Below are 13515 nucleotides of genomic sequence, written 5' to 3'. Positions count from 1 at the left end.
TTATAACGTATTTTACATTATTTTTAAGTTTAATGATCCGGATAAATACGAATTATTTGAAATAATAAATAAAATAGTTCGTATTTAAAAAATTGCGTGTCTGAGAGTAGACGACATTTGATTTGGACTTATCAACTGTTTATGTCGTACTGGCTTATTAAATAACGTCGCAATTTGAATTGGAATTTCCGTTTCTGTCGCTTTTGACAACTGATCAAGTGCAGCTTGTCCTGATTCTGGTGTCATGTCAAGTGCCTGTAATACAGTTTCTGCAAACTTGTATGGGCTTGCTGTTGCAGCAATTAATGTTGGCCCTGTTACACCAATTTGCTCGTAAACATAACGACCAACAGCTGTATGAGGATCAATGGTATAGTTTGTCGTGTTAGCAATTTTGCTAATTGTATCGGCAACTTGATCTTGTGTCGCAAATGCAGCAATAAATTGAGTTAAGTTAGCACGTGTATCAGGCTTAATAGTATACTCACCATTTTCAACCAATGCTCTCATATAGGCCTGAATTTCATCACTATTTTGACCACTAGCAAAGTATAATAAACGTTCTAAATTGCTAGATACAAGAATATCCATTGCTGGGGCGTTTGTCACTTTAAACTGACGTTTACGATCATATTTACCTGTTGTGAAAAAATCAGTTAACACATTGTTTTCGTTTGAGGCAACAACAAATTGCTTCACTGGTAATCCAATTTGACTCGCATAATAAGCTGCCAAAACATTGCCAAAGTTCCCTGTTGGCACAACAATATTAATTTCATCTCCAGCTTGAATTTTTTCGTCTTTAATTAGTTGGGCATAAGCATATATATAATAAACAATTTGTGGCACCAGACGGCCAATATTAATTGAATTTGCGGATGAAAATTGTAACCCTGCTGCCTTTAAGTCTTTTGCTAATGCCTCATCAGCGAGTAAAGACTTCACTGCTTTTTGAGCGTCATCGAAATTACCAGTAATGGCAATAACATGCGCATTGTCAGCTGCTTCTGTTTGCATTTGTTGCCTTTGAATCTCACTGACACCTTCTTCTGGATAAAAAACAACTATTTCCGTTTGAGAAACATCCCCAAAACCACTCATAGCAGCTGTACCGGTGTCTCCTGATGTGGCAGTGAGAATAACAATTTTATCATTAATAGCTTGTTTTTTTGCAGCAGTAGTCATTAAATGTGGTAACGCCTGTAAAGCAACATCTTTAAATGCAAGTGTTGGACCATGAAACAACTCAACATATGTTAGCTTGTTTTCTTCGTGGAAAGATACCACATTATCAGTTTCCCATTGCTTGCCATAGGCTTTTTTAATAATATAATCAATTTCAGAAACACTAAAATCGTCAAAAAAGGCATCAAATATTAATGTTGCCAAATCGGCATAAGTTTGTGTTTTTAAGACCGACCAATCGAGTACTAGTTCAGGCCATTTTTCTGGCACGTATAAACCGCCATCCGGTGCAATACCATTTAAAATCGCTTGACTTGCTGTTACTGCTGGTGCTTGACCACGTGTGGAAACATATTTCATCATGCGCAACTTCCTTTTATCTAATTTATTAAATTATAACAAATAACTACATAATTATGAATAAAAATGATAGAATTATAAGAATGACAAATAAAGGGATGGATTATGGATATTGGAATTGGCCTTTTTGGCTTAGGAACAGTTGGCCGTGGCGTTGTTAAAATTTTACAAGAAAATGCAGAACAGATTACGAAGCGTACAGGCTCTCGATTGATTGTTAAACATGCAGTCGTTCATAATTTGACAAAAGAGCGAACCGGTTTTGTTAAAAACTTCCCTATTACAAATCAAGCAACAGATATTTTAGACAACCCAGATATTCAAATTGTGGTTGAAGTTATGGGAACCTTAGATCAAGCTTATGACATTATCAAGCGATCATTGAATGCCAAAAAACACGTTGTAACAGCAAACAAAGATTTAATTGCCAGTCGCGGACAAGAGTTGGTGGCAATTGCTGAAGCAAACGGTGTTGATTTATTTTTTGAGGCTGCAGTTGCAGGTGGCGTACCTATCCTGCGTACACTATCAACGAGTTTCACTGCCGATGAAATTTCGCGCGTAGCAGGCATCATTAATGGCACAAGTAACTTTATTTTAACTCAAATGGCAAGTAATAACTTATCTTATGCCGATGCATTGAAATTAGCCCAAGATAAAGGTTTTGCAGAATCAGACCCAACAAATGATGTTGAAGGATTTGATGCTGCTTACAAATTAATTATTTTGTCAAACTTTGCATTTGGCGTACAACCTGTCTTAGGTAATCTATCAATTACTGGTATTGCCAACGTTACTGATGCTGACATAACTGATGCCAATGCTTTCGGCTATGTTATTAAATTGCTCGGTGTGGCACAGTTAGTTGGTCATACAAAGGAAGCTATCAGCATCGAAGTTTCCCCACAGCTCGTGCCCTTCACACACCCACTTGCAACAGTTCACAACGAGAATAATGCCGTACTCGTCAATGGCGAATCTGTCGGTGAAGTCATGCTATATGGTCCTGGTGCTGGAGAAATGCCCACAGCTAATTCTGTTTTAAGTGACTTGACAAACGTTGCGACAGATTTAGCTTTAAATACACCTGGACATCCTTTCAACTCCTTCAACCAAAATCTAGATTTAGCCAAACCGTCACAGCGCGTGGCACGTCGCTTTATCGTGGTTGAAGTCGATGATACCCCTGGAGCGATGTATTCTGTTACTGGCATGTTTGCTGCAGCCAAAATAAGTTTCACCGATTTGAAACAAACACCAGCAGCCAATGGCACCGCACGTTTAGTTGCCTTAACACATCCGGCAAGTGATGCCCAACTAAACGTTATTCGCACCACGCTGCGTAATGCAGATGGTATTAACTTAGCTGCGGAGTATAAAATATTCTCATGATAACAATAAAAGTACCCGCAACAAGTGCAAATATCGGCCCCGGTTTTGACTCACTTGGTGTCGCCTTAAAACTATACTTAACCGTAGAAATTCACGAAGAAACGCCCACTTGGATTGTTGATCATGATTTTTCAGATACTATGCCACACGATGAAAAACACTTTATCGTACAAACGGCATTATCTTTATCTGCTAATCTCAAGCCACACCATATCATTGTTAGATCTGACATTCCGCTAGCCCGTGGTTTAGGTTCATCATCGTCGGCACTCATAGCTGGATTATCAATGGCTAACGTTTTGTCTGAGTTAAATTTATCAAATGATGCGCTGTTGCACAGTGCTACAATGCTAGAAGGTCATCCTGATAATGTTGCACCTGCGCTATTAGGCGGTGGTGTAGCTGCTTATTATGACGGTTCACATGTTTTCCATGCACCAATAAAAATACCCAAAAATGTTGACTTTGTAATATTTATTCCTAATTATGAATTACTAACATCTGCAGCCCGGTCAGCTTTACCTGACAGCTTATCATTTCAAGAAAGCGTGGCCGCAAGTGCCATCAGTAATACACTAGTCGCTGCTTTAAACGCTAATGACTTTGCCACCGCTCGTGAATTGATTGAGCAAGATAATTTTCACGAAGATGCTCGTGCCACACTAGTCCCTCATCTGGCCATCATTCGTCAGATTGCACACCAGATAAATATTGTTGGCACATACTTATCTGGTGCTGGACCAACAATCCTAACAATAGTCACGAAAGACCGAACCGATGATTTACTGGCAGCATTACTGGCAGCAAATCTACCAGGTCAAGTCAAAATTCTCAAACAAGACCTTATGGGTTTAACAATCACGAAAGAAGAAAATTAGCATGAAAGTTTCAAAATTTGGCGGTTCTTCCCTAGCTGATGGTCGTCAATTACAACGTGTTTTTGATATCATCCAATCAGATGAAAATCGTAAAGTTATCGTTGTATCAGCGCCAGGAAAACGCTTTAAAGATGACATAAAAGTCACTGACTTGTTACTTTCATACGCAAAAGCGACCGTCGATGATACTGATGCAGCAGATATTATCGAAACAATTAAAAATCGTTATCATGCTATTGGTAATCATTTTCAGTTGCCAGCGTATGAACTAGCAGACATCGATGAACAAATTGATCATCTGTCAACAAAACACTACCGTTCATTTGATTATCTTTACGCTGCTTTCGCGGCACATGGTGAATATTTAAATGCGCAACTCGTTGCTAAAGTCTTTAGTCATCTCGGTGTTCCCGCGCGATTTGTTGACCCACAAGAAATTGGACTGCAAGTGGATGATAATGCACGTTCTGCAACGTTCGATGTTAAATCATATCAATCAATTGCTAAACTTGACTTAAATACCAGTGAGCGCCTCATTATACCTGGCTTTTTTGGTTATACAAAAAATGGTGATATGGCTACCTTTTCACGAGGTGGCTCTGACATCACTGGCGCTATTATGGCTCGCGGGTTAAGTGCTGATTTGTATGAAAACTTTACAGATGTGAGCGCTATCTATGCTGTTAATCCAACAATTATCAATCACCCTGCGGCCATTGAGCAAATGACTTATGATGAAATGCGTGAACTGTCTTATGCTGGTTTTGCTGTTTTCCATGATGAAGCTATTATTCCAGCCATTCAAGGTGGTATTCGCATCAATATCAAAAATACTAATGAACCAGATGCCCCTGGCACATTTATTGTGCCACCCACCGAAGTACAGCAAACGCGTCCTGTGACAGGTATCGCAAATTCAAATCGCTTTGCGGCTTTATATTTACACCGCTACCTTCTAAACAAAGAAGTCGGTTTTACCTTACGTATTCTAGAAATATTAAAACGGCATAATATTTCCTATGAACATATGCCTTCAGGAATCGATGATTTAACAATTATTTTTGATAAAACAAGCCTATCACAAGAGCAAGTTGACAACATGTTAGCAGACATAGCTTCTGATATTAAGCCAGATACACTAAAATGGCTCCCTAGCTATGGCATTATCATGATTGTTGGCGAGGGCATGCGCAATCGTATTGGTGCATTAACGGAAATTGTCACCCCCTTGAAAGAACACGGTATAAGTTTACAGATGGTCAATCAAGGTGCTAGTGAAATTTCCATTATGCTTGGTATTCAACCCGACTTAGCTGATCGTGCCGTAAAAGCGATTTATGACAATATTTTCAAATCCTAAAAAAAGCAGCCAATACTAGATAAATCCTAGTAAGGTTGCTTTTTAAATGTTTTACATACTTAACAAGCTAACTTTTTCGTCTAAAACACATGATAATTCAGATGTTTTTTAATTAACTAACATTTTTTTGAATGACAGCAATCTTTGTGACTCGAATTGAGCAACATAAACTTCAGGCATATTCATTTTTTTCCAATCCTCAAAAGTAAATTGGCCGTCAGTTAAAGTATAAAATAACATAGCTAATGCTGTACCATGACTCGAAATAATAAAATCACCAGTTTCTGTAGATAAAATCATGTTAAAAGCAGCTGAAACACGATCTAAAACTGACTTTAAGCTTTCTTCCCCGTTACGTGATGAGTTAAAGTCAGTCCATAACAGTTTTAAATGATTTTCCCAATTTTGGCAAGGCACAGTGCGTCGTTCGCGAAAATCATCAACTTTTATAATAGGTAATTTAAGTAACGAGGCTATGGGTTGAATTGTTTGAAGCGCACGATTATATGGAGATAAATAGATCGCAGTTATCTGTAATTCTTTAAATAAAACAGTCAATCCATCCGCCAATACATGTCCCTCATTTGTTAACGGTGCTTCTCTATCATTTTGAATAGTCGTATCTCGGATACTATGCCTTATAAAATAAACGTTTGTTTTCATTATCATAATTGATGTAAATAATCATGCAATTCATGAGTATTTAGTTGATTATCTAAGCCAATTAATAGTTTTAAACGTGCTTTCTGTCCATTAATGCTTGTCGCAAAAATGACACCTTCTCTTTCTAATTGCACCCCACCACCTAAATAATCATACACTGGTTCAGCAACACCATTAAAACTTCTTGACACAATAACAACGGGAATGTTTCGTGATAAAAGATATCCTACACCTGTTGCTGCTTCTTTAGATAAGTTACCAGCACCTAACGCCTCAATAACCATACCATCAATATTTGAAGCTGCCAATAATTCTAATAATTGACCATCCATTCCGGCGTAAGCTTTCAAAACTGGAATACTTTTTTGTACATGAGCTACTGGCAATACCCGACGTTTTGGTAAATCATAAAAAAAGATAATTTGACGTTTTGTTAAAAGACCCATTGTGCCACTGATCGGCGAGCCAAATGTTGCAACATTTGTTGTATGAGTCTTGGTCACAAAACGTGCTGCATGTATTTCATCATTCATAACCACTAAGACACCGCGATTGCGTGAAGCCTCATTAGCAGCAACACGTAACGCAGAATGGTAATTATATAAGCCATCCGATCCTAGTTCATTTGAAGAACGCATTGCCCCTGTCATAACAATTGGAAAGTCTACAGACAACGTACTATCTAAGAAAAAAGATGTTTCTTCTAATGTGTCAGTACCATGGGTAATAACAACCCCATCGAATGCATTATCTGCTGCCAAAATACGACGTTGTAGTTGCAGCATATGCTCCGGACCAATATGTTCGCTTGGCAAATTAAAAATGCTTTCAACTGTTAAATCAACATTTGGTATTGCCATTTTTACATCAATTAAGGGATTATTTAAGCCAGTCTCAACATCACCGTCTTGATCTTCATGCATTGAAATTGTGCCACCTGTGTGGAGCACCAAAATTTTTTTTATTGTCATGATGTACCTTCTTTTTTTTGTCTGAAATTTTTCAACGTGTTTTGCCACGCATGCATTTGTTCGATAAATTTTTTAGCACGTGGTTTTAGACCAATTTGATTTTCATAAATATAGTCAATGACACGTTGTAATCCACGTTTGGTCGTCATCGATATTTTAATTTGATGAATTTGTCTTAAATCTATGACACTAAATTGTCTCAAATAAAATATTGTTTTTTGATCTATCATTAACCGATGTTCATCTAGTTCATAATGATTCTCAGAAATAATACCATTGTATTTTTCAGAATAATCAAAACGTCCCGTCGTTTGCCCACTAATCGGATCAGCTTGCCAGTTTGGTGCCACCCCTAAGGGTACTAACAACTGAATTTCAAAAATATTCGCAATAATTTGTGGATCCAATCCTTCATCCAGCTTCAAAAGTGCCAATAGTAATTGATTATACCATCGCGTAATGACTTCGCCTTCTTCAAATGTTTCATCAATCAGACTCGCAATCAAAGCAGCATAGGCATTTGCTTCAATATCATCAACGAGTCGCCTATGATATGTAGCTTGTTGAATACTATTAATATAACCTAAACCGACACTTTTTTTTGGAAAAGCACCTTCAAATGTAACGACCGTATACGGCTGCATAGCTGCACCCAAATGAGATTTTTGTTTTTTTGCACCACGCGCCAAAAAAGTTCGTACCCCACGTGTTTCTGTGAGCATACGAACTAACAAATCGTTATCTTTATATTGTCTTGTGTACAACACAATACCTTTAATTACTGACATCGATTACCTTCATGAATGCACAAAAAATATTATGATTAACTAGCTATTGTTAATAATCTTCTTCGCTATATCCCAACGTTTGCAATGCTTGTGGCCTCTCACGCCAACGTGGCTCTACCTTAACCCAAGTTTCCAGAAACACTTTATCTCCCATTAAACGTTCAATATCTTTGCGTGCTCGTGTACCAATGTCTTTAATCATTGCCCCTTGCTTACCGATAATAATATTTTTTTGTGTTGGTCGTTCAACGATAATAGAAGCCTGAATATGAATTTTTTCTTCGTTCTCACGTGAAATTTTATCAATAACAACAGCAACTGAATGTGGTACTTCTTGTCGCGTCAATTGTAAGACTTTTTCACGAATTAATTCGCCAATGACAAAACGTTCGGGATGATCTGTTAGTTGATCAGCATCAAAATATTGCGGTCCTTCTTCAAGGCCAGCAACAATGTTATCTAGTAACTCTGGTACATTATCACCTTCACGTGCTGAAATTGGAAATACTTCTGCCCATTCCGGAGCATCTTCTTGATAACTCGCAATAACATTTAATAAATCTTTAGGTGCTAGTAAATCTACCTTATTAATTAATAAATAAATTGGTGTGTTTTTAATTTCCTTTAAGCGATTAATAATAAAATCATCACCACGACCACGTGTCATTGAAGCATCAACAACAAACCAAATCGCGTCTGCACCATGCAGAGCAGAGAAAGCTGATTTGACCATAAAATCACCTAATGAATTTTGTGGCTTATGTATACCAGGTGTGTCGATAAATACAACTTGTGCTAAATCTGTTGTATAAATACCCTGTATTTTATTACGTGTTGTTTGTGCTTTATCTGACATTATGGCAATCTTTTCGCCAACAATGCGATTAAGTAACGTTGATTTGCCAACATTTGGTCGACCAATAATGGCAACAAATCCTGATTTAAATGGTACTTCTGTCATAAATAAATGCGACGCCTAGGTCGACTTTCTCCTGTTATATACTCGAGCATATTGCCCAGCGTTATATCCTAATATCAGATAGATATCAGTCCTATTCATACCATGGTTTATTATTGAAACTGGTGTAATAAATCCGAGAAATTGGTTACAATACCAAACTGACGCCATACGTATGGTTGAAAAATAATTAACAAAATAATGATTTCAACACCTACAGCTACCAGCACTGCCCCTGCTGCAACATCTTTGGCAAGTTTAGCAAGGGGATGATACTTTTTCTCAACAACTAAGTCTACCACAGCTTCAATAATTGTGTTTAAAAATTCACTAAAAATCACGATGAAAATAGCCATTGTAACCCACAACCAATCGGCACGGTATAACCCATAATGTAAACCCGCAACTAAAATCAAAAAGGCTAACACGACATGGATTCGCATGTTTCGTTCACGAACTAAAATCATCCAGATACCATTTAGTGAGTTACGCATCGCTTTTAAGAAATTACTATTGCGCATTGTTTGTCGCTTTTCATGGTCTGGTAAGCCCTCTAATTCTGTTCGTTCGTTATCTCTTGAGGCCATAATCATCCAAAATCTTTCGTTGTAAATCAAACATTTCTTTTTCTTCAGCGTCACCTAGCATGTGATCGTAACCATTCAAATGCAAGAAGCCATGAACAACTAAAAAACCAAGCTCACGTTCATAACTATGACCTAAATAATCAGCTTGTGAGGCAATAACGTCAACTGACACTAAAATATCACCAATATTTTTAGCAATATCATTGGCCCAATCATCTTCAGGGGATAAGTCAAATGCGTCATCCCCCTCTTCTAATGCAAAACTAATAACATCTGTGGGTTTATCGACACCACGATAGTCGCGATTATAACGCTGAATTTTATCACTATTAACAAATGTCACTGACATTTCTGTGTTATCTGGCAACTCTAAAGCGGCTCCAGCAAAATTTAAAATCATATAAACTAAATCTTTATGGTATTGCGTTACACTATTTTTTGTCTGGTCAATTATTGCTAAATCCATTAGCCTTTTGCTCCTTTTTTAATGCTTCTAGTTTAGTCTCCGCTGCTTCATAGGCATTAACTATCAAACCAACCACTGGATGACGGACAACATCAGCACTACTAAAGTTGATAAACATGATACGGTTCACATCTTTTAAAATACGTTGTGCCGAAATCAATCCGGACTGAGCACCACGTGGCAAGTCAATTTGAGAAATATCACCATTGACAATCATTTTCGAACCAAACCCTAAACGCGTTAAAAACATTTTCATTTGTTGATTTGTTATATTTTGTGCCTCATCTAAAATAATAAAGGCATCATCTAGTGTACGACCACGCATATAGGCTAAAGGCGCAATTTCTATCACACCGCGATCCATTAGACGTTGTGTATGCTCTGCACCAATGATGCTATTCATGGCATCATAAATTGGGCGTAAATATGGATCTACCTTTTCTTTCAAATCGCCAGGCAAAAATCCAAGTGATTCGCCTGCTTCAACAGCAGGGCGTGTAATAATAATACGTTCTACTTCACCACGTTTGAGCGAGGCAATAGCCATAACAACTGCTAGATAGGTTTTCCCAGTTCCTGCAGGGCCAATACCAAATGTTATATCACTTTTCCGTATAGCTTGTATGTATTGTCGTTGTCCAAAATTTTTAACGCGCACTGCGCGTCCTTTATTATCTTTAATCAACGTTTCAGAGTACAAATCACTAAAATAGTCCAATGTTCCACGTTGTGCCATTGTGACTGCGCTGACAACATCAGTTGGCGAAATATTAATTTGATGTTTGATTAGACCAGTTAATTCATGTATGACAGCGTTAGCTAACTGAACTTTATCTTCATCACCATTAATAGTCATTTGATCGCCACGTGCATGTAATTTGACGGTTAAACCTTCTTCTATTAAACGCAGAAAATTATCATTAACACCAATTAACTTTGCTTGTTGCTCTGCATTTTCAAATGTAAAAATTTGCTGTATTTGTATTGACAAATGACAGATCCCCTTTATATGTTTTCTTTTAATTTTAACACAAAAAAAGGGCTAATGCCCGTCATTCAAGTGTTAAATCATGAAGAATATTATCATACCCTTGGGCCTCTTCAGATGCTGTTAATCGAAGAGGTGCGGCAATAGACTCAGTAATTTTTGCTAAAATAAATGTCCCAATTGCTGCAAAAGCTATGGTAAACAAAATTGCGACTAACTGTTTCCAGAGTAATGATACATCACCATTGATAACACCAGCCACACCGCCAATACTTTTATCAGCAAACACTGCGGTCAAAATTGCGCCTACAGTCCCACCAATACCATGAATACCAAAAGCATCTAAGGTATCATCATAGCCAAAACTATTTTTTACAAACGTAATACCAGCAAAACCAATCAATCCAGCTACTAGACCCATAATTACTGCAGCCCACGGTGCCACAAATCCAGCTGCAGGCGTGATAGCCACTAGACCGGCCACACCACCACTTGTAATACCAGCTAAGGTTGCCCGATTATGCCGTTTATACTCGGCTATTCCCCAAGTTAAAACACTTACCGATGACGCTAACCATGTATTCACCAAAGCCAATACAGCTGTTCCATTAGCAGCCAAAGCTGATCCTGAATTAAATCCAAACCAACCTACCCAAAGTAGCGCACCACCAATTAAAACATACGATGGTCTAACAGGAATATGCTTGTCATGATGACGATGACCAATCATTATCGCCAGTACTAAGCCAGTTACACCACTTGAAATATGAACTACTGTGCCGCCGGCAAAATCAATCGCACCTAATTGTGCTAACAATCCACCACCCCAAACCATATGCGCCAATGGTGAATAAATAAAAATAAGCCACAACGTAATGAATACAATCATTGCTTTAATACGCACCCGACCGATCACAGATCCAGTGATAATTGCTGCTGTGATAATCGGAAACATACCTTGAAATAAGGCAAAAGCACCATCTGGAATTGTTAAATTTTTAGTCGATTGTGTAAATGATACGTTAGTCATAAATAAATGATTAAAATTGCCTATGACATTACCTGATCCACCAAAAGCTAAAGAATATCCGACAATAAACCAAACTAATGAAGCAATACCAATTATAAGAACCGGTACAAACATTGTGTGAAGTAAATTACGTTTTTCACCTAATCCACCATAAAAAAGTGCTAATCCTGGTGTCATTAACCATACTAATACTGCAGATATTAAAACCCAAGCCAAATCACCTGTATTCATAAAAGAGCTCCTTATATATCGTTTTTATCATCATAACAGCTAGACCAATTATAACGGTTTGATTATGGTAGGTTTTATAACATCTACTATTTTTGTACTCAATATAAAAAGCGATAGTTTCGACTGAAACTATCGCTTTTTGACTTATTAAACCAATATTATACTAATCAAGCACATATATTAGTTCTGTCGATTATTTATGTTTATTATACTGTTTGAACAGTAATCATGTTTGTTGTACCAGATTGTGACATTGGTACGCCAGCTGCGATAACAATCGTGTCACCTGTGTTAGCCAAACCTTGCTCTTTAACCGCTGTCTTAGCCAAGGCAATCATTTCATCAATTGATGATGGTGCCTCGTAAACAACAGGTACAACACCGTAGTTCAAAGTCAAACCACGTTGTACACGCTCTGAATAAGTCACTGCTAATACGTTAACATCAGGACGGTGCTTTGAAACCATACGAGCAGTATATCCTGAGTTCGTTGACACAACAACAGCCTTAGCACCTACGCTGCGTGAAATACGTGTAACAGCAGATGCAACTGATTCAGTAGCACTTGATTCATCAAACAAGATTTCTTGATGACGACCATTTTCACGCAATGATGTTTCAGCCTTTTCGTTAATTGCAGCCATTGTAGCAACTGATTCAACTGGATAATCACCATTAGCTGATTCGCCCGATAACATTGTTGCATCAGTACCATCAAATACAGCGTTAGCAACATCGGAAGCTTCGGCACGTGTAGGACGTGGGTTTTCTTCCATCGAATCAAGCATTTGAGTTGCTGTAATAACAGGCAAACCAAACTTGTTCATCTTACGAATCATGTCTTTTTGAACCAAAGGCACATTTTCAGCAGGAATTTCAACACCCATGTCACCACGTGGCACCATCAAAGCATCTGAAACTTCAAGAATCGCATCAAGATTATCAATACCTTCTTGAGATTCAATCTTAGGAATAATTTGAACATGTTCCATGTTCTTTTCCTTCAATAATGCACGAATTTCAAGTACATCTTCAGGCTTACGAACAAATGAAGCAGCGATATAGTTAATTTCATGATCTAAACCGAAACGAATATCGTCAGCATCTTTTTCAGTGATACCAGGTAAATTAATTGCAACACCAGGTGCATTAACACCCTTACGTGAACCTAAAATACCATCGTTATCGATACGAACAACAAGCTCGCGATTAGCAACATCTTTTTCAATAACTGTTGTACCAAGCAAACCGTCATCGAACAAAACTTGTCCACCAACATTAACATCATCAAACAAACCAGCATAAGTAACAGCAATCTTGTCCTTTGTGCCTTCAAGATTTTCATCCATTGCGATACGTAGTGTATCTCCTGTATGGAATTCAATTTTGCCATCAACTTGTTTTGTTGTACGGATTTCTGCACCCTTTGTATCCAACAAAATACCAGCTGTTTTACCAGTGATTTTTTCAGCTTCGTGAACTGCATTCATACGACCCAAATGTTCTTCGTGATCGCCGTGTGAGAAGTTAAAACGGAATACATTAGCACCCGCTTGGATTAACTTTACGATTGTTTCGACATCAGATGATGACGGACCAAGTGTTGAGACGATTTTCGTCTTTTTCATGGTTAAATAGCTCCTTAGTTATCTTGGTTG

13 protein-coding genes are annotated in these 13515 nt (G+C 37.8%); 3 read left to right on the top strand and 10 right to left on the bottom strand.

The window, feature by feature from the left end:
* Positions 1-84: 84 nt before the first annotated feature.
* Positions 85-1545, bottom strand: coding sequence for a threonine synthase (gene thrC, locus K5Q14_RS03625; protein WP_220734494.1), 1461 nt, complete (start codon positions 1543-1545; stop codon positions 85-87).
* Between the two features lie 105 nt (positions 1546-1650).
* On the opposite strand from thrC, the gene K5Q14_RS03620 reads away from it, so the two are divergent.
* From K5Q14_RS03620 to K5Q14_RS03610, 3 genes are read left to right on the top strand one after another with little or no spacing between them, the layout of a single operon-like run.
* The gene (locus K5Q14_RS03620; RefSeq protein ID WP_220734465.1) at positions 1651-2937 is read left to right on the top strand and encodes a homoserine dehydrogenase; all 1287 of its coding nucleotides are present in this window, start codon (positions 1651-1653) and stop codon (positions 2935-2937) included.
* Positions 2934-3815 (top strand): homoserine kinase, encoded by an 882-nt coding sequence (gene thrB, locus K5Q14_RS03615; RefSeq protein WP_220734464.1) that lies wholly within the window; start codon positions 2934-2936, stop codon positions 3813-3815. The genes K5Q14_RS03620 and thrB overlap by 4 nt, the downstream gene beginning before the upstream one ends.
* A gap of 1 nt (position 3816) precedes the next feature.
* Positions 3817-5175: an aspartate kinase gene (locus K5Q14_RS03610; RefSeq protein ID WP_220734463.1), complete on the top strand. Its 1359-nt coding sequence runs from the start codon at positions 3817-3819 to the stop codon at positions 5173-5175.
* A gap of 108 nt (positions 5176-5283) precedes the next feature.
* Here the strand turns inward: K5Q14_RS03610 and K5Q14_RS03605 are convergent, their stop codons facing one another.
* The 9 genes from K5Q14_RS03605 to pyk form a co-directional block, all read right to left on the bottom strand.
* On the bottom strand, positions 5284-5838 hold the full coding sequence (locus K5Q14_RS03605; RefSeq protein WP_246587537.1) for a histidine phosphatase family protein: 555 nt from the start codon (positions 5836-5838) through the stop codon (positions 5284-5286).
* A 2-nt stretch (positions 5839-5840) separates the two neighbouring features.
* A complete protein-coding gene (locus K5Q14_RS03600) occupies positions 5841-6809 on the bottom strand; it encodes an asparaginase (RefSeq protein WP_281419675.1) in 969 nt (322 codons plus the stop codon).
* Entirely contained in the window at positions 6806-7597 is a 792-nt protein-coding gene (gene recO / locus K5Q14_RS03595; protein ID WP_220734461.1) for a DNA repair protein RecO, read from the bottom strand. Before recO ends, K5Q14_RS03600 begins: the two co-directional genes overlap by 4 nt.
* Positions 7598-7646: 49 nt before the next feature.
* Positions 7647-8558, bottom strand: a complete 912-nt coding sequence (era, locus tag K5Q14_RS03590; RefSeq protein WP_220734460.1) for a GTPase Era — start codon at positions 8556-8558, stop codon at positions 7647-7649.
* A 110-nt stretch (positions 8559-8668) separates the two neighbouring features.
* Positions 8669-9142: a diacylglycerol kinase family protein gene (locus K5Q14_RS03585; RefSeq protein ID WP_220734459.1), complete on the bottom strand. Its 474-nt coding sequence runs from the start codon at positions 9140-9142 to the stop codon at positions 8669-8671.
* Complete coding sequence (ybeY, locus tag K5Q14_RS03580; RefSeq protein ID WP_220734458.1) at positions 9126-9608, bottom strand: rRNA maturation RNase YbeY; 483 nt, start codon at positions 9606-9608, stop codon at positions 9126-9128. The genes K5Q14_RS03585 and ybeY overlap by 17 nt, the downstream gene beginning before the upstream one ends.
* The gene (locus K5Q14_RS03575) at positions 9589-10599 is read right to left on the bottom strand and encodes a PhoH family protein (protein WP_220734457.1); all 1011 of its coding nucleotides are present in this window, start codon (positions 10597-10599) and stop codon (positions 9589-9591) included. Before K5Q14_RS03575 ends, ybeY begins: the two co-directional genes overlap by 20 nt.
* 61 nt (positions 10600-10660) lie before the next feature.
* Positions 10661-11857 (bottom strand): ammonium transporter, encoded by a 1197-nt coding sequence (locus K5Q14_RS03570; RefSeq protein WP_220734456.1) that lies wholly within the window; start codon positions 11855-11857, stop codon positions 10661-10663.
* A 206-nt stretch (positions 11858-12063) separates the two neighbouring features.
* Entirely contained in the window at positions 12064-13485 is a 1422-nt protein-coding gene (pyk, locus tag K5Q14_RS03565; protein ID WP_220734455.1) for a pyruvate kinase, read from the bottom strand.
* Positions 13486-13515 lie beyond the last annotated feature (30 nt).

It is taken from the genome of Leuconostoc inhae (genome assembly GCF_019656015.1).
GTDB lineage: Bacteria > Bacillota > Bacilli > Lactobacillales > Lactobacillaceae > Leuconostoc > Leuconostoc inhae_A.
The sequence above is the reverse complement of the archived record's forward strand: the minus strand, read 5'-3'. Positions and strand labels throughout refer to the sequence as shown.